General features: G+C 45.6%; 25 protein-coding genes. 13 read left to right on the forward strand and 12 right to left on the reverse strand.

What is annotated here, in order from left to right:
* Positions 1-16: 16 nt before the first annotated feature.
* The 4 genes from msrA to B4F66_RS06040 all read right to left on the reverse strand — a co-directional run bounded on the left by msrA (position 17) and on the right by B4F66_RS06040 (position 2,129).
* A complete protein-coding gene (msrA, locus tag B4F66_RS06025; protein WP_292357525.1) occupies positions 17-517 on the reverse strand; it encodes a peptide-methionine (S)-S-oxide reductase MsrA in 501 nt (166 codons plus the stop codon).
* A complete protein-coding gene (gene msrB, locus B4F66_RS06030; RefSeq protein ID WP_292357523.1) occupies positions 514-975 on the reverse strand; it encodes a peptide-methionine (R)-S-oxide reductase MsrB in 462 nt (153 codons plus the stop codon). The genes msrA and msrB overlap by 4 nt, the downstream gene beginning before the upstream one ends.
* A gap of 150 nt (positions 976-1,125) precedes the next feature.
* A complete protein-coding gene (locus tag B4F66_RS06035) occupies positions 1,126-1,581 on the reverse strand; it encodes a DUF8479 domain-containing protein (RefSeq protein ID WP_292357521.1) in 456 nt (151 codons plus the stop codon).
* Between the two features lie 230 nt (positions 1,582-1,811).
* Positions 1,812-2,129, reverse strand: a complete 318-nt coding sequence (locus tag B4F66_RS06040) for an HPF/RaiA family ribosome-associated protein (protein ID WP_292357519.1) — start codon at positions 2,127-2,129, stop codon at positions 1,812-1,814.
* Between the two features lie 238 nt (positions 2,130-2,367).
* Between B4F66_RS06040 and B4F66_RS06045 the strand changes: the two genes are divergently transcribed.
* Both B4F66_RS06045 and B4F66_RS06050 read left to right on the forward strand, forming a co-directional pair.
* The gene (locus B4F66_RS06045) at positions 2,368-3,690 is read left to right on the forward strand and encodes a PQQ-dependent sugar dehydrogenase (RefSeq protein ID WP_292357517.1); all 1,323 of its coding nucleotides are present in this window, start codon (positions 2,368-2,370) and stop codon (positions 3,688-3,690) included.
* Between the two features lie 109 nt (positions 3,691-3,799).
* A complete protein-coding gene (locus B4F66_RS06050) occupies positions 3,800-4,336 on the forward strand; it encodes a hypothetical protein (RefSeq protein WP_292357515.1) in 537 nt (178 codons plus the stop codon).
* A 9-nt stretch (positions 4,337-4,345) separates the two neighbouring features.
* On the opposite strand, the gene B4F66_RS06055 is transcribed toward B4F66_RS06050, so the two are convergent.
* Positions 4,346-5,656, reverse strand: coding sequence for a mechanosensitive ion channel family protein (locus B4F66_RS06055; RefSeq protein WP_292357513.1), 1,311 nt, complete (start codon positions 5,654-5,656; stop codon positions 4,346-4,348).
* Positions 5,657-5,835: 179 nt separating this feature from the next.
* On the opposite strand from B4F66_RS06055, the gene B4F66_RS06060 reads away from it, so the two are divergent.
* The 4 genes from B4F66_RS06060 to B4F66_RS06075 all read left to right on the forward strand — a co-directional run bounded on the left by B4F66_RS06060 (position 5,836) and on the right by B4F66_RS06075 (position 8,726).
* Positions 5,836-6,414 (forward strand): YqaA family protein, encoded by a 579-nt coding sequence (locus B4F66_RS06060; protein ID WP_292357511.1) that lies wholly within the window; start codon positions 5,836-5,838, stop codon positions 6,412-6,414.
* Positions 6,415-6,504: 90 nt separating this feature from the next.
* Positions 6,505-7,113: a LexA family protein gene (locus B4F66_RS06065; protein ID WP_292357509.1), complete on the forward strand. Its 609-nt coding sequence runs from the start codon at positions 6,505-6,507 to the stop codon at positions 7,111-7,113.
* Complete coding sequence (locus tag B4F66_RS06070) at positions 7,113-8,384, forward strand: Y-family DNA polymerase (protein ID WP_292357507.1); 1,272 nt, start codon at positions 7,113-7,115, stop codon at positions 8,382-8,384. The genes B4F66_RS06065 and B4F66_RS06070 overlap by 1 nt, the downstream gene beginning before the upstream one ends.
* A gap of 123 nt (positions 8,385-8,507) precedes the next feature.
* Positions 8,508-8,726, forward strand: a complete 219-nt coding sequence (locus tag B4F66_RS06075) for a YMGG-like glycine zipper-containing protein (RefSeq protein WP_292357506.1) — start codon at positions 8,508-8,510, stop codon at positions 8,724-8,726.
* An 84-nt stretch (positions 8,727-8,810) separates the two neighbouring features.
* Here B4F66_RS06075 and B4F66_RS06080 read toward each other — a convergent pair whose 3' ends face one another.
* Positions 8,811-9,137 (reverse strand): BON domain-containing protein, encoded by a 327-nt coding sequence (locus B4F66_RS06080; protein ID WP_292357505.1) that lies wholly within the window; start codon positions 9,135-9,137, stop codon positions 8,811-8,813.
* Between the two features lie 52 nt (positions 9,138-9,189).
* Positions 9,190-10,587, reverse strand: a complete 1,398-nt coding sequence (locus tag B4F66_RS06085; protein WP_292357503.1) for a diguanylate cyclase domain-containing protein — start codon at positions 10,585-10,587, stop codon at positions 9,190-9,192.
* Between the two features lie 364 nt (positions 10,588-10,951).
* On the opposite strand from B4F66_RS06085, the gene B4F66_RS06090 reads away from it, so the two are divergent.
* From B4F66_RS06090 to B4F66_RS06100, 3 genes are all read left to right on the forward strand, one after another.
* Complete coding sequence (locus B4F66_RS06090; RefSeq protein ID WP_292357501.1) at positions 10,952-11,671, forward strand: Crp/Fnr family transcriptional regulator; 720 nt, start codon at positions 10,952-10,954, stop codon at positions 11,669-11,671.
* A 138-nt stretch (positions 11,672-11,809) separates the two neighbouring features.
* The gene (locus tag B4F66_RS06095) at positions 11,810-12,514 is read left to right on the forward strand and encodes a Crp/Fnr family transcriptional regulator (RefSeq protein ID WP_292357499.1); all 705 of its coding nucleotides are present in this window, start codon (positions 11,810-11,812) and stop codon (positions 12,512-12,514) included.
* A 97-nt stretch (positions 12,515-12,611) separates the two neighbouring features.
* Complete coding sequence (locus tag B4F66_RS06100) at positions 12,612-12,770, forward strand: DUF3309 family protein (RefSeq protein WP_292357497.1); 159 nt, start codon at positions 12,612-12,614, stop codon at positions 12,768-12,770.
* 45 nt (positions 12,771-12,815) lie between these two features.
* On the opposite strand, the gene B4F66_RS06105 is transcribed toward B4F66_RS06100, so the two are convergent.
* Together B4F66_RS06105 and B4F66_RS06110 are read right to left on the reverse strand one after the other, a co-directional pair.
* A complete protein-coding gene (locus B4F66_RS06105) occupies positions 12,816-13,919 on the reverse strand; it encodes an efflux RND transporter periplasmic adaptor subunit (RefSeq protein WP_292357495.1) in 1,104 nt (367 codons plus the stop codon).
* A 10-nt stretch (positions 13,920-13,929) separates the two neighbouring features.
* On the reverse strand, positions 13,930-17,085 hold the full coding sequence (locus tag B4F66_RS06110) for an efflux RND transporter permease subunit (RefSeq protein ID WP_292357493.1): 3,156 nt from the start codon (positions 17,083-17,085) through the stop codon (positions 13,930-13,932).
* Between the two features lie 162 nt (positions 17,086-17,247).
* Between B4F66_RS06110 and B4F66_RS06115 the strand changes: the two genes are divergently transcribed.
* Both B4F66_RS06115 and B4F66_RS06120 read left to right on the forward strand, forming a co-directional pair.
* Positions 17,248-17,919, forward strand: a complete 672-nt coding sequence (locus B4F66_RS06115) for a response regulator (RefSeq protein WP_292357491.1) — start codon at positions 17,248-17,250, stop codon at positions 17,917-17,919.
* Positions 17,906-19,291, forward strand: a complete 1,386-nt coding sequence (locus B4F66_RS06120; protein WP_292357489.1) for an ATP-binding protein — start codon at positions 17,906-17,908, stop codon at positions 19,289-19,291. Before B4F66_RS06115 ends, B4F66_RS06120 begins: the two co-directional genes overlap by 14 nt.
* Before the next feature lie 31 nt (positions 19,292-19,322).
* Here the strand turns inward: B4F66_RS06120 and B4F66_RS06125 are convergent, their stop codons facing one another.
* The gene (locus tag B4F66_RS06125) at positions 19,323-20,327 is read right to left on the reverse strand and encodes a metal-dependent hydrolase (protein ID WP_292357487.1); all 1,005 of its coding nucleotides are present in this window, start codon (positions 20,325-20,327) and stop codon (positions 19,323-19,325) included.
* Between the two features lie 172 nt (positions 20,328-20,499).
* On the opposite strand from B4F66_RS06125, the gene B4F66_RS06130 reads away from it, so the two are divergent.
* A complete protein-coding gene (locus B4F66_RS06130) occupies positions 20,500-22,092 on the forward strand; it encodes a tetratricopeptide repeat protein (RefSeq protein WP_292357485.1) in 1,593 nt (530 codons plus the stop codon).
* Between the two features lie 6 nt (positions 22,093-22,098).
* Here the strand turns inward: B4F66_RS06130 and B4F66_RS06135 are convergent, their stop codons facing one another.
* Both B4F66_RS06135 and bcp read right to left on the reverse strand, forming a co-directional pair.
* The gene (locus B4F66_RS06135) at positions 22,099-24,243 is read right to left on the reverse strand and encodes a methyl-accepting chemotaxis protein (RefSeq protein WP_292357483.1); all 2,145 of its coding nucleotides are present in this window, start codon (positions 24,241-24,243) and stop codon (positions 22,099-22,101) included.
* Positions 24,244-24,463: 220 nt separating this feature from the next.
* Positions 24,464-24,931, reverse strand: coding sequence for a thioredoxin-dependent thiol peroxidase (bcp, locus tag B4F66_RS06140; RefSeq protein ID WP_292357481.1), 468 nt, complete (start codon positions 24,929-24,931; stop codon positions 24,464-24,466).
* Positions 24,932-25,049: 118 nt separating this feature from the next.
* Between bcp and dapA the strand changes: the two genes are divergently transcribed.
* On the forward strand, positions 25,050-25,931 hold the full coding sequence (gene dapA, locus B4F66_RS06145) for a 4-hydroxy-tetrahydrodipicolinate synthase (protein ID WP_292357721.1): 882 nt from the start codon (positions 25,050-25,052) through the stop codon (positions 25,929-25,931).
* The last annotated feature ends 4 nt before the right edge of the window (positions 25,932-25,935 follow it).

Here is a 25,935-nt window from a genome sequence, read left to right on the forward strand (position 1 = left end):
AAAACCAATTCCTTTCTTAAGATAGCTTCCAATCCGGTCGAATATAATGACAGGTATATCCGGTTGGATAATGTTGCAGGTAATCCTGATGTTCGGGTTCTGCTTCCCAGAAATCACCGACAGGTTCCACTTCAGTAACAACTTTGCCTGGCCATAATCCAGATTGGTTTACATCTTCAATCGTCTGCTTGGCAATTTCGGCTTGCTCATCGCTGGTGTAATAAATTGCTGAACGATAACTCATGCCCCGATCATTGCCTTGTTGGTTAGGAGTGGTTGGATCATGGATCTGAAAGAAAAACTCCAGTAACTGTCTGTAAGTAATCTGCTCAGGATTAAAGATGATCTCAATACCTTCAGCATGTGTGCCATGGTTTGGATAAGTGGCATTTGGAATATCGCCGCCGGTGTAGCCGACTCGCGATGAGATAACGCCTGGTAATTTTCGAAGTAAATCCTGCATCCCCCAGAAACATCCTCCGGCCATTACGGCACGTTCAGTATTTGTCTCGCTCATTTTGTTTCACCTAAAGTTTCTGAAAACAGATTTTTAAACTCGTCGTAACCTTCTGCTTCAAGCTGTTCAACGGGAATAAATCGCAGGGATGCTGAGTTGATGCAATACCGCATTCCTCCTGCTTCTTCAGGGCCATCAGGGAAAACATGACCTAAATGACTGTCACCATGTACTGAGCGAACCTCAACACGGCGCATGCCCAGACTGTCATCAAAATTTTCGTTCACATTTTCATTCTGCACTGGACGGGTAAAGCTTGGCCAGCCAGTTCCGCTATCAAACTTATCTACTGAAGCAAATAAGGGTTCACCAGAAACTACATCGACGTAAAGCCCAGCTTCGTGATTGTCCCAATAAGCATTATCGAATGGTGGTTCAGTACCGCATTGTTGGGTGACGTAATGTTGCTCAGGTGATAGTTGTTCAACAACTTTAGGTGACTTTTGGTATTTCGTCATGACAATCAGCCTTTTGATTAAAGAGTAATCGTGAAATGGTTTATTGATAAATTAAAGACCCGTCAAAAATACAGTCCGTTCCCATTTAACAATAACGAAAATAACGTGGAGAAAAGTGGGCACGCTATATTGCTTATGGTGAAAGCGGTCTTAACAATCAGCTTCCACTACCTCAATACGGCCAACATCTTGGTTATTTTTATCGGAATAGACATAAACAAGCTTGGCACCCGCCTTTAGAACAGGTTGCATATCAGCATTACTGCAAAGGCTGGCAAGCAATTTGGGTTTGATATCCTCCAACACCGCCGTCGGATTCACATCGTCAATAGTGACATTGGTTAATGAATAATAATAAGTCATCAAATCGCTGGGACCGGCTAAAGCCTTAATAAGCTGAGTTTCATCATCGATTTTGATGGGCGCTCTGGAATTAATGAATTTTTCAGCCTCCATAAAACCTTCCTCAATCGTTGTCTCGGTTGGCAATTCCTGACCATTGTCAGAAGTGAGGTAGGGTGAAGGCGTATTTATCAAACGCGAAGCTATCATGATAATAGCAACGAACAGAATTATGCCGATGACGAAAAGTAACTTTTTATTCATTATGCTGCCTGATTTTTTATACGTTTATTATAAAGAGAATGTTAGCAAGCTTACCGATCACTAGGGAGAAAACAAAATCCTCTTTATTAAAACTGGTTCTGACGGGGGCAATGTTGTTCATTATAGGAATTAGTGCTTAGGCAGAAGAAATCAATTAGACCAATCGTGCATACCGTTGTGTATTTGTGGCTCCCACGGAGGACCGTGGGAACCAGTATTCGTTAGAAAACTTAGCGTGACTGCATACGCTCAATCGTTGTGGTCAATACGCGTTTCATTTTATCGGTCGCGCCGGTAAACGCCTGTTTGATGGTCGCGGCGTCATGGGTGACCACGTTGGGTTGGTGGCCTTCTATCCGGGCTTCGATCAGGCAACGGATATCATCAGCACCGCCACGATTTTCACTGTTTTGATCACTTAGATGTACTTCGACACGAGTAACGTGTTCATCGAATCGTTTGAGAGAATGTTGTAGTTCCTCACGAATAGAGTCGGTGAGCGTGTCATCGCCTGGAATGTGGCGATCGGTATTAACCTGAATTTGCATGCAACCTCCATTGAGTGAAATAAAACCTAGGGTCTGTTGAGATTCCAGCAGTGGCGGCTCTGAAAGCTCAACAGACCCAAATAAGACAATCACAATTATTAAACATTCCGCTGTCTCAACTGGAATGACCAAATCACTATAAAGGCAATTTATTTAATGTCCTTTAACCCAAAGCAAGCCGAACTTCAGGTGAACCTTGTTAGACTCAGGTATTGATTCTTTATTCAGGAGCAGAGATATGCAGCATCGTTATCTATACAGCGCAGTTATTGGCGTTTTGGCCGTTAGTCTGAATGGTTGTGGTGATACCGCTAAAATCCCTCCACAATCTGATTATGGCCCTGATCCACTGATAACCCAACCGGATAATACCTTGATACCAACAGTGAATATCGCGCCGGCAGTGGGATGGCCAATAGATGGTAAACCTCTGGCTGCAGAAGGATTGGAGGTAAATCGTTTTGCTATGGATTTGGATCATCCACGTTGGTTGTATGTGTTGCCGAATGGCGACGTATTGGTGGCTGAATCAAATGCACCCAAAACCGAAAAACCGGATCCGGGTATTAAAGACTGGATAAAAGGTTTGGTGATGAAAAAAGCAGGGGCTGCCGTGCCCAGTGCTGATCGAATTACATTGCTGCGGGATGAGGATGGTGATGGGGTAGCTGAAACACGCCATGTCTTTCTGGATGATTTACATTCACCCTTTGGCATGGAGCTGATTGGTAATGATTTTTATGTTGCTAATACGGATAGCATTGTGCGTTTTCCCTATGAAGAAGGGCAGACGCAAATTACCGCCGAACCAGTACATGTGACGGATTTACCAGGTGGCCCAATTAATTATCATTGGACCAAAAATATTATTGCCAATGAAGATGGCACTTTACTTTATGCCACGGTCGGTTCAAACAGTAATATTGCTGAATACGGGATGGAAGCGGAAGAAAATCGTGCCGCTATTCTGGAAGTAGATCTGGAAACGGGTGAAAAGCGGCTTTTCGCTTCAGGGTTGCGTAATCCGAATGGTCTGGCCTGGCAACCTGAAAGTGGTGAGTTGTGGACTACGGTTAACGAGCGCGATGAAATCGGTAGTGACCTGGTCCCGGATTACATGACATCAGTGCAGGATGGTGGATTCTATGGCTGGCCATATAGTTATTATGGACAATATGTTGATGAACGTGTTGAACCACAACGCCCTGATTTGGTAGAAAAAGCCATCAAGCCGGATTATGCGCTGGGTGCACATACCGCTTCGATAGGGCTCGCCTTTTACGAAGACGACTTACTAGCTGATAAATATCAGAATGGGGCTTTTATCGGTCAGCATGGTTCATGGAATCGTAAGCCGTTAAGTGGCTATAGAGTGATCTTTGTGCCTTTCTCCAATGGTGAACCCTCTGGTAAACCACAAGATATTCTGACTGGATTTGTTGATGGCAGCGGCGATGCTATGGGACGCCCGGTCGGTGTTGTCGTTGATAATCAAGGCGGTTTGCTGGTGGCTGATGACGTTGGTAATACCATTTGGCGGGTAACGCCTATAGAGGATTAATGGGTTTCGCTCCAGACTCGTTCCCACGCATCTGCGTGGGAACGTAAATGGGGTTATTCTCCCCACTTTGATATCATGTTTCGGCTTTTATCATTGATAGTCCAAACATATGCCACAGATTCTGCTCGACAAAACGCATCCCCCCATTATTCAGGCGGCTATCAATCTAGGCGATTGGCTACTAAGCCTGGAAAACCTTTCGGAGCAGGATAAAACTGCGATTAAAGCTGTGCAGGATGCTCTGCAGAAATTGCCGGAAATCGACGATGATATTCTGGCGATGTATGGATTCAGTTTTGAGCGTGGCGATGCCGATGATGGGTTAGTCCGCGGCTGGGATATTTCACTGGAATATAATGCAAATGATCCCGAACAGCAGGGCGGATTAGAAATTTTCAGTTCGTATATTCCGCTTCCCGATACCACGGACCCAGTAGTGTTGGCCGAAAAGAAGCAACGCGAAGTGTATTTCCAGTGGCCCGTGGGGGATATCTGCAGTTTTATTAAAGCGGAACAGGCTCAGCAATGGATTGATGATGTCAGCCAGCCATTACAGTTTATTGAGGCGGGTGATCGACTGCGGATAGAAATTGTCTATCAGAACTTTTACGCAGAGCATGAATATCCGCTGATTTCAACCGCTTGATGTGCTTCGTTATTTAAGCAGGTTTTCCTCGTCAGATGTATTCAGTTCATGAGCCACTTGTCTGGACATTGTAGGATCAGTGGCAATATCCACGGTGGATGCTTCAGCCGAAACGTTTGGTAAAGTGGATTCTGCCTCTGGTAATGCATTAGTGGGTTCTTTTAGCTTCGTTTCATCATTTATCAGCTGCAGTCGATGTACTGGTTGATGAAATGTAATGCCGGCTTCATCAAACCCGATTTTTATCAGGCGAATAGCTTCACTGCGGGCTTTGGCAAAATCACTTTCATGTTGATTAATCCAGGCCATAAAGTGCAGATCGACGATATTTTCACGTATATCAGCAATCAGTACTTGTGGACCCGGCTCAGCTAGCAGTCCCTGCATATTTTGCAGAATCCCTAAGCCCAGGCGGCGAGCCTTGATCAGATCGATCTCGGCAGAGATAGCCAGTGTAAATTCAAAACGACGTAAGGGATTGCGAGTGTAATTGATCATGACCGACGTGATCATCGTGCTGTTGGGAATACGTAAATGGTTGCCATCAGCTGTCATCAGCACGGTATCTCGGGAAGTCAGCCGAACCACATTACCGGTGAATTCAGCTATTTGAATAGAATCACCGATTTTGAATGGATTCCGTGCACTGAGCAGTACACCGGCCAGATAGTTTTCGACAATATTGCGAAACGCAAAACCTACAGCGAGGCCAAATACACCTGCCACACCAAGCAGTGCTCCCACCAGCGCCGTTGCATCGAGGATCTGTAACGCAATTAGAAAGCCGATGCCAACAATCAGGATTCGTATAATGCGTCCACCCAGATCGGTGGCGAGTTCGGAAAGCCCTATACGACTCAACCAGGCACTGCGGTTACCGACCCAGCGACCGAGCAGCCAAAAGAAAATGATGGTGATGGTTGCTACCAGAAAAATGGGCAGACTGCGGATCAATGAAGCAAGCATTGCTTCGATTTTTTGTGTCGTGGGTTGTACGCGGGTGGAAATGTCCATTAGCTCATTGAGCCGGTTTTGCACATAAATAACGCCCTCGCCCCGACTGGCTAGCGCCACCAGATCACGTCCGGCGCGAGCGCTGGAGACGCTACCACTGAGGATTACCACTCCGGAATCGACTGTGACCTCAACATCTTCATAGCTTTCGATAACGTTCAGAATGTCGCTCAACCGATTTTCAATAGCTTGATCATCCGGTGCATTCGTTACCTGTATTTCAGCGCCTGCATCAACTAACTCCTCACTGTATATTGCGGGCATCCATAGCAGCGTGGTTATCAGTAAAAGAAAGCGGTAATTCATTTGTATCTCCTGCCGGAATTTTTCAGGTAGCCATGACAACAATCCTCACTGCTTTATCAACCCAGGTTATTTACAGCTGCAGTGATTTCAATGAGGATAGCGGCTTGTTATCTGGATATTACTTGTTTTGTGTGTTCTTGCGTTGAGCATACTGACCTTAAATAAGGAAATAAATCAGTTTGAATAGATTCAAGCAGTTGGGCTCTCGTTTAGTGCACTCAAAACATATGTTGTGGGGTGTCGCTTTCGCTTCATTTATGGAGTCACTGATCGTCCCCATCCCGCTGGAAACCATTTTGATTCCTTTGATGCAGGCTCGTCGGAAGTTGCTTTGGGCCATTAGCGCTATGGCATTACTGGGCTGTATTTTTGGTGCGGCATTGGGCTATGTGATTGGCTATTTTGTATTTGGTCTGATCGGCGATCAACTGATTGCTCTGCTGTCGACGCCCGAGCAGTTTGAAACTATTCGTCAGCAAATTCATTTACATGGTTTTTGGTATGTATTGAGCGTCGGAGTTACGCCGATTCCATTTCAAATTGCCATGTTGGCAGCGGGTGTGACGGGCTATTCATTTTTACTGTATATGCTGGCAACCACCATTTCTCGTGGTCTGCGTTATTTTGGTCTGGGTCTTTTGGTGTGTCTGTTTGGTAATCAGACACAAAAAATGTTTGAAGAAAACAAAATCGGTGCGTCGATTTTTATTCTTGTATTGATTGCCGTTATCTGGAGCGTGTTGTTGTTCGGTGGTTAATTTTTTTATCACGGGATAGTGAATTTTTCCTTGCCTGATAGGGAAACGCTTCGTACACTTGATTAACTGTTTCAATTAATCAAGTGATTTATGACAACTCGCTCAAATACACATGGTGGTCGGCGCGTCGGTGCCGGACGCAAAAAAGGCTCCGTGATCAAAGAACCGACAACCGTGATGCGCATTCCTGAGAGTCAAAAGCCTGTAATCACTGATTTTCTGGCGGCTTATCGACGCAGGCAGTCCGCGCCATTGCAAGATCAGCCAATGGAGTTTGAACGTCCCATCATTGCACCCGCTAAACGTAGCTGGCCATTATTCAGTTCCAAAGTGGCGGCGGGGTTTCCCTCGCCGGCAGATGAACATGTCGAAAAACGGTTGGATCCCAATGAATTCCTGATTGATGACGAAGAAGCGACATTTTTTGTCACCATTCAGGGCTATTCAATGATCGACAGTGGTTTATTGCCCGGCGATAAAGCGGTGGTGGATCGCTCTAAAAATGCCAGTATCGGCGATATTGTGCTGGCGGTAGTCGATGGTGAATTTACCATTAAACTGCTGGCAAAAACCAAACAGGGTGGCCCACGATTACTGCCGTCCAATCAGTCAGGCGAGTATAAGCCGATTGAAATCAAAGATGGTATGCAGTTTGAAATATGGGGTGTAGTGACGGGCTCGTTTCGGCGTTTTAAATAATGTCACGCAGTATTGCCCTGATCGACGTGAATAACTTTTACGTTTCCTGTGAGCGGGTATTTAACCCAAAACTGGCCGGTAAACCGGTGGTGGTGCTCAGCAATAATGATGGCTGTGCAGTGGCGAGAAGCAACGAGGCCAAACTGCATATCCCGATGGGGGCACCGTGGTTCAAGTTTCAGCAAATAGCGAATGAGCAGCAGATCATCGCTTTATCATCCAACTATGCGTTGTATGCCGATATGAGTAATCGGGTGATGCGCATTCTTAATCAGTTTTCGCCCGATCAGGAAGTGTATTCAATTGATGAGTGTTTTCTGGATCTGACTGGTTTCCAGCATCTTGATTTACTGCAATATGGCCAGCAGATTCGTCATCGGATAGCACAATGGACTGGATTGCCGGTCAGTGTCGGTATAGGTGCCAGTAAAACGCTGGCCAAGCTGGCCAATCACTGTGCCAAAAAGCGGGCTGAATTTGATGGGGTTTGTGATTTTAATCAGCTGAATCCAAGCCAGCTTAACCGTTTGCTGGCGGAGTTGGATGTCGGTGAAGTGTGGGGTGTTGGCCGTAAACTGGCAGTGAAGTTGAAAACCCAGGGCATTCACAGCGTTTTGGATTTAAAACAGGCCAATGCTGAAACCCTGCGGCGCCAATACAGTGTGGTGATGGAAAAAACTGTACGTGAACTCAACGGTATCAGCTGTCTGGAGCTGGAATATGCCATCAGTGACAAAAAGCAGATATTAAGTTCGAGAAGTTTTGGTATTCCGGTGACGGATATAAACAGTCTGGCCGAATCTATCAGTCTGTATACCAGTCGTGCGGCTGTAAAACTGCGACGGCAGTACTCGGTGGCGCGGATGCTACAGGTTTATATCCGTTGCAGTCCTTATCGCAGTGGGGAGGCTTTTTACGGCAATAGTCTGATGGTAGCGTTGCCGATGGCTTCTGATGACACGCGTGTATTGGTCAAACATGCGCTGAGTGCATTGAAAAAGATGTATCAACCCGGATTTAACTATGCCAAAGCCGGCATTATGCTCACCGAACTGCAGCCGAAAAGTGGGCAGCAGCAGGACTTGTTTGCGCCGAATCAGGATGCTAAATCCGGACAGTTAATGACGGTGATGGATGTCATTAATAACACGATGGGCCGGGACACCTTGCAACTGGCCAATCAGGGCTTTAAACGTCCGTGGAAAATGAAGCAGGAGCATAAAAGTCCGGGCTACACAACAAAGTGGGGAGAGGTATTAACGGTCAGTTAAATAAACGCTTTTTAACTACTCTCATCACAGTTCAGTGAAACAAAAGCGATGACCTAAAAATAAGGCGAGTATCATCCAAATATCGCGCCAGATATGTTTTGGCCGAACCTAGAGATAACTATTATGAACATTATTCGTCAAAGCTCACTTATCGCGATTCTGGCAACTGTCGTCCTTGCAACATCAGCATGCAGCAATATGTCGAGCCGCGATAAAAGCACAGCGGCAGGCGCCGGTATCGGTGCCGTAGGCGGAGCTATTTTAACCGGTGGCAGTGCCGTTGGTACTGTTGGTGGAGCCGCAGTAGGCGGTGTTATTGGTAGTCAGGTTGGTAAAGATTAATTCACCAGAACCATGCGACTAAAAAAAGCCCTGTCAGCGATGACAGGGCTTTTTTATTTAAAACGCTTTCATTAATGAAGCGGTTTATTTCACCCGCATAGCATTTTCTACTGATTTCACTCCAGCGACACTTCGTGCCACGACAACAGCGCGTTCAATGTCTTCCTGTGAATTAACAAAGCCGCTTAATTGCACAACGCCTTTGAAGGTCTCCACGTTGATCTCGGCAACTTTCAGTGTTTCTTCATTGAGAATAGCTGCTTTGACTTTAGTGGTAATCACACTGTCATCAATGTATTCGCCAGTACCTGACTGGGTGGATGTAGAAGCACAACCACTAATTGTCAGTATCCCCACGAGAGGGACAATAAACAATGTGCAGAAAAGTAAGGGTTTAGTAATGGATTTCATAAGATTTTCCGGAAACGTCGTTTGAAGCTGGTTTGATCATTAAAGTAGATGTCTAACGACATAAAGACTCAACTTTTCCAGGGTAGGGAGAGCCAGAATAATAAAATTGATTTGGCCCGTTTTGCTTGGCGATATACATAGCACTGTCAGCGCATGTCATTAGTGTCGTGGCATCCACACCATCATTCGGGTAGACACTGATACCAATGCTTGCCGCTAAAGTTATGTCGTTATCGTTAATTTTTTGAGGTGCTGCAATTGCTGAAAGTATCTGTCTGGCCACAAGGATGGCATCTTCAGGATGTTCTATTTCGCTCAGTAATACGAGGAACTCATCGCCGCTACGTCGACAAACTGTGTCGGTGGTACGGATACACTGTGTTACCCGTTCGGCGACTGATTTGAGTAATAAGTCACCAGTTAAATGCCCGAAGGTATCATTAGCTTTTTTGAAATCGTCCATATCCAGAAAGAGCAATGCAACACGCTTATCATGTCTATCCGCTATGCCAAGCGATTGCGATAAACGTTCATTAAACAAGGCCTGATTGGGTAAGCCAGTCAGGTAGTCATACCACGCCAGACGGTTGGTTTTTTCCATTACCAGATTTGATTTGGCGACATTGTGAAACACAATCACTGCACCGGAGACTTGCTGAGCACGATTATGGATAGGCGCTGCCGAGTCTTCAATTTCAACCTCAGAACCATCCCTGGCAATTAAAATACAGCCAATTGCCAGTTCAACTGTTCTATTTTCTAACATAGCCTTATTTGCTGGATTAGGTGCCGTTTCCCGTGATTCGCCATCAATAATATTAAATACGGTTAAGAGTGGTTTACCAATGGCTTGTAGCCGGTCCCAACCGGTTAAGTGTTCAGCCTCAAGATTGAGGTAAGTAATATTGCCGGATAAATCGGTTGCCAGCACTGCATCGCCAATCGAATCCAAGGTGACTTGCGCACGTTCTTTTTCCTCAAATAAGGCATTTTCCATTTGTTGCACAATTCCTTCCGTGGTTTTGCGTGCCGAAATGTCTTCCACCATCAGTAAACTGGCAAAAGGATATTGACCGGTTTCCAGCATGACAGCATGGAGACGGACCCAGATCATGGTGCCGTCGCACCTTATTAGTCGCACATCTTCTTGCAGAGAAGTTCGATTCAATAAAGCTTTTTCCCATTTCGCGTTGAGAGAGGCAACATCTTCAATATAGAGCCAGTTGTGCCAGTCCTTATCAAGGATTTCATCCGTGGCATAACCGATAATATTTACGTAAGCTCGGTTCGAATATACGCAGCGATCCGATTCATCACAGAGAATTATGCCCAGTGGAAAGTCATCACACAGTTGTTTCAGTTTTTCGTAATCAAGCTTGTCATCCTGATTTCTAGGTAGCAATTGCCATATTGATCCATGGTCGGTTATGCGAGTACGTAGCGTGCGCATAAGGTTTATCAACCATTTCGCAATTTGTCATCAAACAGCTTTGCTGAATCACCAGCGAGAAATGTTTTTAGTAATAAGCAAAAGTCGCTAAGGGTTGATTTGGTGTTCATGATAGCTGGTCCCCCTATGAAATTCTTTTCAGCATAGAGGTTAAACCGGGCTCCGTATGTACGTTTTCGTACAAACGAGGCGAAATTGAAAAATTGTTTTTTTTGGGTGTTATGTGCGATACCGTACAAACAATCCAATGCTGATTGTGAGTTAATAAAAAGTTGAATCAAATTTGTTTTGAACGACTGACACTTCCAATGTGAAGATTAAGACTAAATGAACAGATAGATTGTTGAATATAAATTGTGAGTGTATGAGTTTAGATCAAGACCCCTGTCATAATAAACTTCTGGCAGCGCTGCCTGAAGAAGAGCGTGCGCGCGTCTTTCCAGATTTGGAGCTAGTTGAAATGCCGTTGGGCGATGTTCTTTATTCGCCTGACAAACAGATAAAGCATGTGTATTTTCCAACCACGGCTATAGTCTCGTTATTACATGTGATGGAAAGTGGTGCTTCAGCCGAGATTGCTGTCGTAGGCAAAGAGGGGATAGTGGGTATTTCATTGTTTATGGGAGGCGAAACTACCTCCAGCTGGGCTGTGGTGCAAAGTGCAGGGTATGCTTATCGATTAACCGGGCAACGATTGAAAACCGAGTTTTTCCGAGCCGAAACATTACAACGCTTGTTGCTACGTTATACCCAGGCGTTAATGACCCAGATGGCACAAACGGCCGTCTGTAACCGGCACCATACCGTCGACCAGCAATTATGTCGCTGGTTATTATTAAGCCTCGATCGTTTGCCATCCAATGAACTGACCATGACTCAGGAGCTTATTGCCAATATGCTGGGCGTGCGCCGTGAAGGTGTTACCGAGGCGGCAGGACGTTTACAACGCGATGGGTTGATCCGGTATGTCCGTGGGAAAATTACGGTTTTAGATCGTGAGGGTTTGGAAAAACGTGTTTGCGAATGTTATCGAGTGGTCAAAATTGAAACTGACAGGCTGATGAGTGAGCACGCCACTCTCTGACTCAGACTATTTTTGTGTGGTCTGGCAGACAGACGCAACCAAACACACATACTAAGCTCCACTGATAAGCGTAGAGTACAACGTCGCATGACACCAATTTGTCAGTGGCGTTTTATCAGTAATAAATGGAGCTTCACATTGCTAAATTCTGATAGCCAACAAATCAATCATCTGATTGCTGATTTACCTGTATTGGAAAAACAGCGGCTGCTCAATCAATGTGAGCCAGTCGAGATGATATTCAATGAAACCCTGACAGAACCCGGGGATCCTCTGCAATATGCATGGTTTCCCACTCATTGTTTTATTTCATTAACGGTTCCTATAGATGCACAATCCAATCTTGAAGTAGGGCTGATAGGTAACGAAGGCATGCTGGGTAATACTCTTGTTTTGGGTGTTACAGCTGCACCATTACATGCTCTAGTTCAGGGAGCAGGACAGGCTTTACGTATTCCTGTGGCAAATCTGCAGCAGCAGATAAAACAAAGCCCGATACTGGAAGCGATGTTAAAAAAATATCTGTATGTCACCCTGGTGCAATTGTCCCAGACTGCCGGTTGCACCCGTTTTCACCTAGTTGAAGCACGACTTGCCCGTTGGTTATTAATGACCCGGGACAGGGCTGAATCCAATGAATTTCGAATTACCCAGGAATTTTTGGCCTATATGTTGGGTGTTCGGCGAGTGGGTATTACCCGGGCGGCTACCGCCCTGCATCAGCGACAGTTAATTAACTATCACCGGGGCAATATCAGCATATTGGATGTTGAGGGGTTGGAAGCCTCCGCCTGCAGTTGCTATCAGATTGATAAACAAACCTATAAAAGAATTATGCAATGAGCGACCATAATCTTACTGAATGAGATTGCGTACGCCAACGCACAGATAAAATCATTTTTTGTTTATATCGTGTTGTTTTCAATGAGAGGGAATGATCATGACTACAAGTACTATCTTATTAATTATCCTGGTTCTGTTATTAGTCGGCGTAATTCCTTCATGGCCACATAGTCGAAACTGGGGGTATGGTCCGACTGGTTTGATTGGGGTGTTGGTGATTATATTGTTGGTTTTATTACTGACCGGTCGAATTTAACCCATAAGTCCTGCAGGCCCACTTTAAAAGTGGGCCTGATTGCTTTTAGTCTGAAACGTTGACCTTTTCACCTTCATCCAATCTTGCGTTAGGATTGAGGATGACACGATCTTCAGCTATCAGCCCCGATAGAATCTCAACCTCACTTTTATCCAGCCGACCTACCCGAACGGTTATGATTTCAACCTGGTTATCCGCATTGACCAGCATTACCGAAGGTTTACCTTTAATAGTCTTTAACGCATTAACCGGGATACGCACTGTATCCACTTTTTCGATTGCCTGAATCGTCAGTTCTCCACTGACCCCGGCCGGAATTGTCAGGCCGGTATTTTCCAGTAGATATTCCAACCGCATTGTTCCGGTTTCACGATTCACTTCACCTGAAATACGAGAAAATGGGACTTCAATTTGCTGATTCGCCATATCAGGCAGCGTTAATTGTGCAGACTGTTGCTTATCAATATTGAATAGCTGGGTCTGGGGAATATCCACAATAACCCGTAATTTATCGCTGCGGCTTATACGGAACAACGGCATATCATCACTGCGTGTAATTCGATTACCACGCTCAGCCTGGCGACGGGTAACGATGCCATCAAATGGTGCCACAATCTCGGTATAGGCAAATTCATTTTCCAACTGCTCCAGTCTTGCTTCATAAGTGGCTAATGTGGCTTTGGCAACAGCGAGCTCTGCTTCTTTTTCATCTACTTCGGTAGCATTCACGGCGCCGGAATCACGTAAATTAATGTAGCGTCTGGCCACTTTTTCAGTCAGATCCAGCATGGCTTTCTGGCGCTTTATTTCAGCCTTGGCCTGTAGAATTTCCTGCTCCAGTTCGGGGGAAGACAGTTTGGCTAACAGGTCACCTTGTTTAACTTCATCACCAATATCCACGTAACGACTTTCGACATAACCATCAGCTCGGGCAAAAATATCCGACTGTTCAATGGCCTCGACGCGTGCATTGAATACCAATGGCTGATAATCAGTTATGTGTTTTGGTTGAGCCACCCGCACCGAGAGAGTTTCAGGGGTGTTAGCAGAGGATTGTTCGATATTGGCTTCGCTGGCAGGTTGAATTAAAAACCACACCGGAACAGCGATGACCGCAGCAACTATGATTGTCTTGGTTATATTTGACATGGTGAGGTCCTCAAATTGTCGGCAGCTTGATGGGCTGCGGACGTTTAATAAATTGCATGATCATGCTGAAAGTCCAAGGCACTAAAAAAAGTGAGGCAAATGTACCCAGCATCAAACCACCGATAACCGTCCGGGCCAGTGGTGCATTTTGTTCACCCCCTTCGCCAAGCGCCAATGCCATCGGCAGTAAACCAATAATCATGGTGAGAGCGGTCATTAATACGGGTCTTAGCCGCGTCGAAGCTGCTTCGCGAGCTGCTTCAAATGCTGATTTACCTGCCACCCATTGATCTCGGGCAAAGGTCGTGACCAGAACGCTATTGGCAGTTGATACGCCAATCACCATGATAAAACCCATTAACGCCGGTACGCTGATAGTCGTTCCAGTAAGCATTAAGCCGATGATCGCGCCAGATATGGCAATGGGCGCGCCGGATAAGGCAACTAGAGGCATGATCCAGGAGGCGAAGTTAAACAGCATGATGATGTAGATGAAAAATACCGCCAGTAAAAAGCCGAACAGCAGGTCACGGTAAGCTTCATCCATGGCTGCTGCCTGTCCCATGATTTCAATATCATTACCGGGAACGACGTCTTGTTTTAATTCATTCACAATCTGCTGCGTGGCTTTATAAACCGAGCCTAAATCTGTGTTTTCGGTATTGATTAACACATTGACGGTGGGTTTCAGCATGGTGCGACCAATGCTTCCAGCGACATTTCGTGGGGTAATAGAAGCAATACTTGCCAGTGGCACAGTCACCTGGGGATCATAAGTCTGAATCTGCAAGTTCATAAGATCATCGGTGGTGCGTAATTTGTGTAATGGCATACGGGTTTGCACTTCATAGGAAAAACCAAACACCGGATCGGACCAGAAGCTGGGGGAGACGGTACCGGCAGAGCCTAAAGCACCTAACAGACTGTTCATGGTGTCTTGTGTGGTCACACCGAGTTCAGCTGCACGTTTGCGATCCAGGTGCACATAGTATTCAGGCAACGCAAATACTTGCTGAAAACCAATATCGACAGCGCCTTCGACGTTTTGCATCTTTTCAATGAGGGTTTCGGCCTTGGCAATGCTGGCTTGCAGATTTCGGCCGGTAAACCGCACATCAAGTGCTGTCGGTGTACTGCCGGATAATGTCTGATTGGTGGTATCTGCCGCTTGAGCAAATAATGTAACTTCCGGAAATTTTTCTTTCAGCATCTGCCGAATCGCCGATTCATATTGACTGGTGGGTTGATGACCTTTAGCTAACTGAATTTGTAATTCTCCATCGTAGGATCCGATAGCAAAACTGTCTATCCAGGCACGATTAATGGAGTCGGGCATGCCAATGTTATCAAATACAAAATCAAGCTCTTGTTCGGGGATGATTTTGCGTATTTCCTGCTGAATCTGTGCAAACTTATCGGCCGTTTGTTCAATGCGAGTGCCAGGTTCGGCCCTTATATAAAGCCTCATCAGACCCGCATCAGTTTTTGGAAAGAAATCCCTGCCGAGATCCTGAAGTGCAAATCCCGCCGCTGTGACGATAACAACACCAATCAATGGTGCAATCACAATGTGACGCTGCAATTTACCAATCGTATTTTGTAAATGCTGCTGACCATTATGCAGCCGTTGTTCCAATGCCAGATGTAAATGGACCAATGGATTTTTGGAGTGTTTATTTACGGCTTTCTCATTGGAGAGTAAAAGTCTGGCCAGCGCAGGAACCACAGTGCGAGATAATAAATAAGAGGCAACAAGACAGGCAATGACCACAATCGCCATTGGCTGAAAGATATAACCTGCCACACCGGTTAATAAAAATATCGGTGAAAAAACGATACAGGTGGAAAGTGTGGAAACAAGTTCAGGGAAGGCAACTTCACTGGCGCTGGTCAATATGGCCCGACTTGGCTCCATGCCATCGGCCAAATGACGTTTGATATTTTCAATTTCCACTAATGCGTTATCAACCAGAATGCCAATGGCCAGTGCCAGTCCACCCAAGCTCATTAAATTCAAGGTGCTGCCGGTTAAATTTAATACAAAAACTGCTGTCAGCAATGATAATGGAATAGAGGTCAAGACAATCAATGTGGCCCGTGATGATCCCAAAAACAGCAGTACCATTAATGCGACCAGTGAGCCGACGATAAGAATTTCCATTTCAATATGATGTAATGCCGTGTTCACAAACACCGACTGATCAAAAATTGGCGATATGGTAATGCCCTCAGGTGCCGCAGCCTGAATTGAAGGGAGTCGTTCGGTTAGTTCATTAATAATGTCTACAGTCGAAGCACCGCCCAGCTTAATCAATGACACCATGACCGCATTTTGTCCGTTGACGCGGGCGATATTAGTCTGCAACGCGGTGCCATCCCGAACATCAGCGACGTCACGTAGCAATATCAGTTCGCCATCTCGGGAGCGAATCGGCAGATCCTCAAAATCAGCCACTGCTTGTGGACTGGCATTAACAGTGATTTGCAGTTCATTCTGCGCTTCACGAATGCTGCCTGAAGGCAGTGTCAGGTTCTGTTCATTAATCGCTTGAGTTACATCATTGGCTGTTAACCCTTGAGCAAATAATGCCTCAGGATCCAGATCCACCATGATCTGCCGGGTAGCACCGCCATACGGCAGCGTCATGCGAATACCATTAATGGATTGAACCATGCCACGCAACTGTAACCGTGCAAAATCAGCCAGTTGGCCATCGGTCAACGTATCTGAAGACATGACCAGCTGAATAATCGGCGTACTGGATTGATTGTATTCGGCAACCAATGGCGGTGAAGTACCTTCCGGCATTCGCCGACGGATGGTTTGCGATACACCGGTGACCTGCGCCATGGCATTGGCAATATCAACTTCGGGATGAAAGTCGATATGAATGACTGAGGTGCCATTCAGGGTTTGTGAACGAATTTCCTTAAGGTTATCGACATTGTTCATAATCGCCACTTCACTGAAAGTGGTGATTTTCGATGCCATTTCATTGGTGTTAAGACCGTTATAGGTCCATACCACTTTTATAGAAGGTATATTGACGCTGGGAAGCACGTCGACGGGCAATTTCAGAAAGCTGATTAAACCTGCTGCAAATATCAGCAGGCTTAAAGCGGCCACAGAATAAGGTCGGGTTAGAGCATAACGCACCAGCCACATAAATAGCTTCTCATGTTATTAGTAAATGTTGGGAGGTTTGGTTGCAGCGACGTTACGCAACCAATTCTTGATGCGTAGAGTGCAGCGACAAAATTAAGGCAATGTTAACGTTGTCTTAATTCAGTTAAACGAACATAACGTTTTTATTTCGGGTATTGACCGATGTATGTATTGATTGTGGAAGATGATGCTTTAATGGGTGAGGGCATACAGGCCGGTCTGACGGCATTAGGCATTCAGGCCGAGTGGGTAATGAATGCCGGAGGAGCTGAAACGGCCATGGCCACCGCCAGTTTTGATGCCGTTATTCTCGATCTGGGCTTGCCAGACGAAGATGGCATGCATTTACTCAATCGCTGGCGGGAGCGTGGAAATAACTTACCGGTATTAATATTAACTGCCAGAGATGCAGTACCTGATCGCGTCAGTGGTTTACAGGCCGGTGCGGATGACTATATGAGTAAGCCATTTGATTTAACAGAACTTGCCGCTCGCCTGCATTCTTTAAGTCGCAGAGCGGCAGGACGTGCCACCCAGACGATTCAGCACGGTAGTCTGCAATTTGATCCCTTCACTTTACAAGTCTTGCTAAACAATAAACCGCTGAATTTATCCCGTCGTGAAATTACCGTATTGGAAACCCTTTTGCAGCAACCCGGCCGAGTGGTTACCGCTGCACAGTTGCAGGATCGTCTTTATGGCTGGGCCGAAGGCATTGAAAGTAATGCTGTAGCCGTACATATCCATAATTTACGTCGTAAACTGGGTGATGACTGGATTGAAACGGTTCGGGGCATGGGATATCGATTGGGAGCGCTCAATGAGCCCCGCTAAAGCCAAGGACTATTTACGCTGGCAGTTACTATGGCGGATTGGTATTGCAGTGCTGTTGATGTGGCTGCTATTGGCTCCGTGGTTGCTGATGAGTGTGCAAAAGGAAATGCAGAATACTCTGGATAACCGTCTTGCCGCTTCCGCCAAAATGCTGATGTCTTTAATGTCTCAATATGATTTGGATCCGCTGGTAAATGGCGGTCAACGCAATGCTTTATTTGATCCGGCTGAAAATCTTGATTTACCTGCGACACTTGCCTGCAAGGTAGCCAATGTCGCGGGAGATATTATCGCGGTATCCCATGATGCTCCTGAAAACGTACTGACCACTACGCAGCAAGGCTACCAAAATCGATTGCAGGATGGAGAGCCGTGGCGTGTGTTTAATCTATCTCAGGGGGGATTGACCATTACCACCGCTGAACGATTGGAAACCAGAGATACGTTGATGCGGTCGGTGGTGATCGCCGCTGGACTACCGTTTTTCCTCAGTCTGGCAGGCACTTTGGCCGTAGTCTGGTTTGGTATTTTGCATGGATTTAAACCATTGCATAGCTTGACTCAGAATATGGCCAGACGTAATACCGAAGATCTTACCTCGTTAGTCTGGGAGCAACGCCCGGCCGAAGTACGCCCGCTGGTGGATGAGATCAATCGACTGTTGCAACGCATGCAGCAGTCTTTGTTACGGGAACGCCGGTTTACCGGTGATGTGGCGCATGAATTACGTACGCCATTAGCTGGAATTAAAACCCAGCTGCAGGTCGCGAGACTGACGCAGGGAGGCAAGGCCATGCATGCCCTGGTGCAGGCAGAAAAGGCGACGGACAGGTTACAACGAACGCTGGATCAGCTTTTATTACTCGCCAGAGTAGAAGGCGATGGGCAATTAGCTGAAAGTACCCATTTACCAGTAGCTGAAATTAATAATATGGCATTGAGTGATGTTCAACATCTGGCAAGACAACACCAAGTGACATTGCGTTGTAATGATGGTGTGGATGAAAAGATCCATGCTTCGGCAATCTTATTATCGGCTGCTTTACGTAATTTGCTGGAAAACGCCATCCGTCATGCACCAGAGAATAGTGTAGTTACCCTGTCAGTTAATTTGGATAAACAGCAATTATGCTGGACGGTAGAAGATGAGGGCCCTGGCGTGTCGGAAAAATTGCTCACTGAGCTAACCCGACGCTTTGTCCATGGTCACCATAGTGATGGAAGCGGTCTGGGGCTGGCAATTGTTGATGCCATTGTCAGACGTTTTAAAGGTGAGCTTAATATCGAAAATGGCAACACCAACGGTTTGCGGGTCACCATCAGAATTCCACTGCCATCCAGTCTGGCTGAAGATGAAAAAAACCTAGGGTAAGCTGGAATCTCAATTGTTTTCCGAGTCACTGCTAATGCAGTGGACTTAGCTGTGGGTTCCATATACGTTGCCACACCCAATTTAAGCCTTCTTTTGCATTTCTCTGCATACCCAATTGTTGTGGTCCTACTGAAATAACATTGCCATCACGTATCTCTGCTAGTTTAAAACGAAAGAAATAATTGGGTTCCATGCCCATACGTAAATCTGTCGCAACAATCATATTGTCCTGTTGCTCAAGCTTGAAGTTGTCCTGAGTAAACCAGTTTATTCTTTTGATATAGGTTTGATCGGGCAGAAGTTTTTTCAGCTCCATGCCGCGCTCGAATTGGGTAAATGAAAATGCTGTGTCGCCGTCAAAAATCGAACGAAAACCTTCGTAATAAACCTCTTCATCAATCACCACTATCCGCCATAACAGGGTATTTAACGGTGCCGGAGTGATTTTAATATGCTGATAGTCAATCTGTTGTTTTTGTAATGCCTGTTCGGTTTGCTGTGTTATCCAGTATTGGGCTGCATAGCTCCAGCCAAGATAAGCCGTGCTGAAGATAAGACTACCGATCATGACAGCATGGCTCAGCCGTTTTCCGGCGGCCAGAAGTATTGCCAGGAAGCCTGCAGCGAGTGGCAGACTATAGAGCGGATCGATAATAAATATACTGCCAATCGACGCAGGTGGAGGCATAAAGGGCCAGAAAAGCTGCGTTCCATAAACGGTCATTGCATCCAGTCCACTATGGGTAATCCACACCAACCAGATCAACGCCAGCCATCGTCGAAAATCCACTCCCTGATCCAGTTTACTCATTAGCCAGGCTACTAACGGTGCAAGCAAACTGTGCACAATCCATGAATGGGTCCAGCTCCGGTGGAAAGTCATGGTGTCCAGGTCATTAGCATATTGGATGAATACATCAAGGTCCGGCAAGATACCGAAAGCAGCACCATACAAAACAGAAGCTCTGGGCGCTTTGCGTCCTGCAACGCTGTAAGCCACTGCACTGCCAAGTAACGCCTGCGTAATCGTATCCATGAATGTAATGACTCCTTATTGTGACTGTTAAGCAGACCTGAACAGCGGAATTATGGTTCGTTGATCAGCTTTAAATCTATCTTGATAAAAATTCTGGGAAGATATCTTGCGCTGATAGGAATTAGTCCTGTAAATTGCAGGAAATATCTCCTGCTTTATTGGAATCTCAGTTATGAAACACCCAATGCCAAGCCCAACGCCGGGACAGGCCGATTTACAACCTATTATTCAAGCCCTTAACACCGGGCAGGCAGGTTTTGCTGAATCGGCAGCAAAAAAACTGCTTAAATCTTATCCGCGTTCTTTTCCGGTATTAAATCTTTATGGCAATGCCTTGGCAGCGCAAAATAAATTTAAAGATGCGGTTAGTGTGTTTCGTAAAGCTACTGAAATTGACCCTAATGTACCCGAGATTTACTTCAACATGGGCATTTTATTGACCAACTTGAATCGTATTGATGAAGCGATTAACAGCTATAAAAAAGTACTGAGATTGAAACCCGAATTGACAGATGCCCTTTATAACCTGGGCTATGCATTGCAATCCCAAAACCGCTTTGAAGAGGCGGGTCAGTATTATCAAAAAGCCATTGAACAACAGCCGAATTTCCTGGAAGCCATTGCCAATCTTGGCGTTTGTCTGCAGGAACAGGGGCGGTTGGAAGAATCGGTAGCGATATATCAGCGTGCGTTAACAATTTCACAGGATGCCCAACTGTATTTTAATCTTGGTACAGCACTTAAAAATCAGGGAAAACTGGCTGATGCCATTGCTGTCTATAATCAGGCGCTGGAATTAAAACCAGACTATGCTGAAGTGCATAGTAATATCGGTGAAGTTTTGCGCGATCAGGGACGTTATGATGAATCAGTTGCTGCCTACAAACGCGCATTGGAGCTGGATCCCAGTTTACCTTTGGCAAATTACAGTCTGGCAGTCTATTTCTATGACAGTGGCGATTTGCCGCTGGCTTTACGCTATTTTCAACAATCGCAGTACGCGGATTGGCAAGAACGTTCTTTATATTGTCTGTATAAAACTGAGCGATTTGATGAATTCAAACAGGGCTTGGATCAACTGAAAAAAGCCCGCCATAGCTCGCCATTTCTGGCGACACTCGCAGGACATTACGCCGAAAACTTTGGCACGGTGAATGACTATAATTTCTGTAAAAATCCGTTGGATCTGGTTTGTCATGTGCAAGTGCCGGAATTAAAAGGCGATAGCGAACTGCTAAAACAACTACTGGCGGATATCGAACAGGCCGATATTGAAGAAAAAAGTCAGGGCCGTCTGCATCATGGTGTGCAGTCTGCAGGAAATTTGTTTAAACGCTCAGAGGCCAGCTTTCAGCAAATCGCCAAATTGGTAGCGCGTGCCATAGATGATTATCGCGAAAATCTAAAAGGTGAAAGCGGTATTTTCGCCAAAGGGTTCCCTAAGCAAACCGTGTTTGCCAGCTCCTGGTACGTCAAAATGAAAACCGGCGGGCATTTAACCTCCCATATTCATGAGGAAGGTTGGGTAAGCGGAGCATTGTACCTGGCAGTGCCCAAGCAAAAAACGCATCCTGATGAAGGTAGCATTGAGCTCAGCACTCATGGGGATGATTATCCCAAACAACATGACAACTTTCCCAGCAAAACCATCGCACCTGAGGTTGGGGATATTGTGATGTTTCCCTCATCGGTATTTCATCGTACGATTCCCTTCAACTCGGATGAGGAACGGATTTGCATTGCCTTTGATCTGAAACCAGCCTGAGCCAGTTCAACGTGGACTGACCTGAAATACACCCACTAATTGGGATAATGTTTGGGCTGTATTACGAACCATTGTCGAACGAGATTGCAAAGCACTGACCGCTGACTTTAATTGTTCAGCAGATACCCCTACTTGTCGGGCAGTATCGCCGTGTATATGGCTGTTGTTTGCCAATTGTTTGATGGTGGAGAACATCTGCTCGACCAGAATATGCAACTCACCATTATCGCTTGAAGCTTGTTCAGTCATTTTCAAACTTCTGTCGACGTTTTCTACTCCAGTTTCCATAAAGCGCATGGCTTCCTGAGTTTCCTGTTGCATGCCTTCTATCATGCGTTGAATTTCGTCGGCAGAATTCGCTGTGCGTGAGGCCAAATTGCGAACTTCATCGGCCACGACTGAAAAACCTCGGCCATGCTCGCCGGCCCGGGCCGCTTCAATAGCAGCATTTAATGCCAGCATATTGGTTTGATTAGTAATTTCAGTGATAACATTGATTATCTTGCCGATTTCAGAGGTTCGGTCATTCAGTGATCTGACTGAATTAGCCGTATTTTCAACGACGTTGCGTATCTCTTGAGTGCCTTTGCGGGCACTTTCAAATTGAACCCGAGCGTCTTCCACGACTCGGTCCATTTCAAGTTTCATGGTCTCGGCGGTTTGATTAGCCTGGCCGATATCCTCTATTTGCTCTTTCAACAGATCGAGCATTTTAGTTATCGCGTCGGTCACTTCTGCTGATACCTGATAGGCCTCACGGTTGGTATCTAACATGGATTTATTGGTTTGGTGTACGTCATGACTGGAAAAAATCACCTGTCCGACGATGCCATCCAGATTATCGATAAAACTGTTAATCCAGCGACCCATGTCGCCTGTTTCATCGGCCATCATTTTTTCATTATTCAAGCGTTGCCGGAGATTTCCCTCACCCTCAGCAATCTCCTGGATAACTCGTGTCATTTCATTCATTCGATCTGCAAGTCGTTTAGTACTGAATTTACGGATCAGTAATGCAATGATAATCATCATGCAAACGGATACCGTGTCGATAGCAAATTGAGGTAGCGTGGTGAAATAGTGTAAAGCACTGTTGACCCCCACCAAGGCTATCATGCCTGAGACAAAGCTTTTCAATAAGCTGACATTCACTGAACGGCGACGGTAAACCTCTTCCAGGTCGCCCTCACACATCATTCCCCAACGATCAGGAGAGCCTGTTAATTGAAAAGTCACACCTTTACCAATGACGGGAATATGCCGGTAATCTGAATAACCAGGATAAGTGACAAACAGGTTTTCGCCATTGCGAATAGTTTCGCGTACCCCCGGATGTAATTGGCCAGTCGCCGGATCGGTAAACCGAATTTCGAACTCGGTATGCCGATTAACTTTAACCACTCCCCAATGGGTGTTTATGCCGGACTTAAGATTTTCACCATGCGAGAAAGTGTTATCTTCAAACCGTGATCGGGACAGAGCAACGCCTTGCTGAATCATCGGGTCAAAACGTGATTCCACCATAAAAATATAGTTGTCCCCAGACTCTGGATAAACATGACCTGCTTCGCGTTGAATTAAATCACTTACTACGTCATTGGGTACACGGCCACATAACGCACCAACAACCTGATCGCCGTTTACTAACGGCAGATAAAACATCAAAGTTACTTCATCATGAAACTTTGAACTTGATGGTCCAATCTCGAGCGTTAACAGATCGGTATAGGGACCATGCAAAAAGGGCTGTTTCAGACCTTGTTCAACGGCGTTGTTATTCAGATCATGCTGGCCGATATGTGCTGAATAAGTCGATTGGATCACCCGACCGCTCTTTTCAATAATAAATATCTCGGAAAAATGTTTAGCAGAGTTCAGCCGTTGTTCAAGCAGAGAGCTATCCATATCACCGAGAGAACCGGGTAATTGCTCTGCGAGTAGCTTGAGCTGATTCCATTGGGAATGAGTCCATTGCTGTAGTAGTTTGACACGAGTTGCCGCAATTCCTTCGAATGTATGTTCAACTTCGGCATAGGTATCACGATTGAGATAACAGCTCCATCTCATGGCAAACTTTCCCGTTTGACCAAACCAGGGGAGCCAGCGTCGTTCAGCAACACTTAAATTCATCGACTGACTTTTTAAAGACATAGTAATTGATACCTTAGTTAGGAATACTCCAAAAGGGGTAGGCAATTTCTAAACCAGTCTGTGAAGTCGATTAAAAACAAGTGGTTAATCGTTAAAGAGAAAAAAATACCGCACTGGGTTGGTGCGGTAGGGGAGGCGCAGCGGGTTTTATTAGTGCACTTAAAAAGAGTAATGTAAATACCTGTTTTACAAGTCTATTATCTATGATTCTTGTTGGATGTTATAGGTTTTTGACGACGTCCAATACTTCATCAATATGTTGTTTGACTTTGACATTTCGCCATTCATTGATCAGCTTTCCTTCGGTATCGATAAGGAATGTACTGCGAACAATGCCCATGTATTCACGTCCATAATTTTTCTTCAGCTGCATCACGCCAAACAAGTTACAAACTGTTTCATCAGCATCTGAGAGTAAGTCAAAAGGAAATTGCTGTTTTTCTTTGAAGTTTTCATGAGCACGCACGCTGTCTCTGGAGATCCCGAATATCAGTGTGTTGTGAGCATTAAACGTCTCAATATGATCACGGAAATTCTGACCTTCCAATGTGCATCCTGGGGTGTTGTCTTTGGGGTAAAAATAGATAAGCACATTCTTGCCATGTAGGTCGGAAAGCCGGATGGTTTTATCGCCAGTGGAAGGCAATTCAAAATCCGGTACGGTTTGCTGTAAATTAACTGTAGTCATTAAACGTTCTCCATTAGTGATTATTTTGCTGGCAGTACCTTACCCAAAGCAGTCCGGTCTTGTCATCTACTGGCTGGCAAAGTACCATGCCAGTTTATTTTCGCGGAGTCTGATGAATATGTTCAGCGGCAGTATGGTAGCTCTGGTAACACCCATGCGGGCGGATGGCTCGTTAGACGGTGAAAGCCTGCGCAAGCTCGTTGATTTTCATATTCAAAATGGCACCAGTGCGATTGTGGCTGTCGGTACTACTGGTGAGTCCGCTACATTAAGCATTGATGAGCATACAGATGTAATTCGTCAGGTGGTGGAGCAGGCTGCGGGTCGCATTCCCGTCATTGCCGGTACCGGTGCCAACTCTACCGAAGAAGCCATTGAACTGTCCCATTACGCTAAACAATTAGGTGTTGCGGCCGTTCTGTTGGTCACACCTTATTACAACCGACCGACTCAGGAAGGTTTGTATCTGCATTTTAAAGCGATTGCTGAAGCGGTGGATATTCCGCAAATCCTCTATAACGTTCCCAGCCGCACAGCGTGTGACTTATTACCGGAAACCGTTGGTCGTCTGGCCAAAATCGGCAATATTATCGGTATTAAAGAAGCGACCGGAGATGTACGAAGAGTGTCGTTAATTAAGGAACTGTGTGACGATAATTTCGAACTTTATACCGGCGAAGATGCCAATACCGTTGATTTTATTCTGGCGGGTGGTCGTGGGGTCATTTCAGTGACTGCGAATGTGGCACCTGCCTTAATGAGCCAGATGTGTGAATCTGCTTTGAAGGGTGATGCTGATAATGCCCGTGAAATAAACGATAAATTATCTTTACTGCATCAGCGGTTATTTTCTGAATCCAATCCTATTCCGGTTAAATGGGCTCTCCATGAAATGGGTCTGATACCGGAAGGGATACGTTTACCAATGACAGTTTTGTCTGAACAATTTCATCAACCGGTTCGTGAGGCGCTGGTCACTGCCGGTGTTCTGAATCCCTAAGTGA

It is taken from the genome of Methylophaga sp. UBA3603, from assembly GCF_002375335.1.
Lineage (GTDB): Bacteria > Pseudomonadota > Gammaproteobacteria > Nitrosococcales > Methylophagaceae > Methylophaga.

Coding starts and splice junctions, on each gene's coding strand:
- msrA (WP_292357525.1), bottom strand. CDS start 517: ATGAGCGAGACAAATACTGAACGTGCCGTAATGGCCGGAGGATGTTTC.
- msrB (WP_292357523.1), bottom strand. CDS start 975: ATGACGAAATACCAAAAGTCACCTAAAGTTGTTGAACAACTATCACCT.
- B4F66_RS06035 (WP_292357521.1), bottom strand. CDS start 1,581: ATGAATAAAAAGTTACTTTTCGTCATCGGCATAATTCTGTTCGTTGCT.
- B4F66_RS06040 (WP_292357519.1), bottom strand. CDS start 2,129: ATGCAAATTCAGGTTAATACCGATCGCCACATTCCAGGCGATGACACG.
- B4F66_RS06045 (WP_292357517.1), top strand. CDS start 2,368: ATGCAGCATCGTTATCTATACAGCGCAGTTATTGGCGTTTTGGCCGTT.
- B4F66_RS06050 (WP_292357515.1), top strand. CDS start 3,800: ATGCCACAGATTCTGCTCGACAAAACGCATCCCCCCATTATTCAGGCG.
- B4F66_RS06055 (WP_292357513.1), bottom strand. CDS start 5,656: ATGAATTACCGCTTTCTTTTACTGATAACCACGCTGCTATGGATGCCC.
- B4F66_RS06065 (WP_292357509.1), top strand. CDS start 6,505: ATGACAACTCGCTCAAATACACATGGTGGTCGGCGCGTCGGTGCCGGA.
- B4F66_RS06070 (WP_292357507.1), top strand. CDS start 7,113: ATGTCACGCAGTATTGCCCTGATCGACGTGAATAACTTTTACGTTTCC.
- B4F66_RS06075 (WP_292357506.1), top strand. CDS start 8,508: ATGAACATTATTCGTCAAAGCTCACTTATCGCGATTCTGGCAACTGTC.
- B4F66_RS06080 (WP_292357505.1), bottom strand. CDS start 9,137: ATGAAATCCATTACTAAACCCTTACTTTTCTGCACATTGTTTATTGTC.
- B4F66_RS06085 (WP_292357503.1), bottom strand. CDS start 10,587: ATGCGCACGCTACGTACTCGCATAACCGACCATGGATCAATATGGCAA.
- B4F66_RS06090 (WP_292357501.1), top strand. CDS start 10,952: ATGAGTTTAGATCAAGACCCCTGTCATAATAAACTTCTGGCAGCGCTG.
- B4F66_RS06100 (WP_292357497.1), top strand. CDS start 12,612: ATGACTACAAGTACTATCTTATTAATTATCCTGGTTCTGTTATTAGTC.
- B4F66_RS06105 (WP_292357495.1), bottom strand. CDS start 13,919: ATGTCAAATATAACCAAGACAATCATAGTTGCTGCGGTCATCGCTGTT.
- B4F66_RS06110 (WP_292357493.1), bottom strand. CDS start 17,085: ATGTGGCTGGTGCGTTATGCTCTAACCCGACCTTATTCTGTGGCCGCT.
- B4F66_RS06115 (WP_292357491.1), top strand. CDS start 17,248: ATGTATGTATTGATTGTGGAAGATGATGCTTTAATGGGTGAGGGCATA.
- B4F66_RS06120 (WP_292357489.1), top strand. CDS start 17,906: ATGAGCCCCGCTAAAGCCAAGGACTATTTACGCTGGCAGTTACTATGG.
- B4F66_RS06125 (WP_292357487.1), bottom strand. CDS start 20,327: ATGGATACGATTACGCAGGCGTTACTTGGCAGTGCAGTGGCTTACAGC.
- B4F66_RS06130 (WP_292357485.1), top strand. CDS start 20,500: ATGAAACACCCAATGCCAAGCCCAACGCCGGGACAGGCCGATTTACAA.
- B4F66_RS06135 (WP_292357483.1), bottom strand. CDS start 24,243: ATGTCTTTAAAAAGTCAGTCGATGAATTTAAGTGTTGCTGAACGACGC.
- bcp (WP_292357481.1), bottom strand. CDS start 24,931: ATGACTACAGTTAATTTACAGCAAACCGTACCGGATTTTGAATTGCCT.
- dapA (WP_292357721.1), top strand. CDS start 25,050: ATGTTCAGCGGCAGTATGGTAGCTCTGGTAACACCCATGCGGGCGGAT.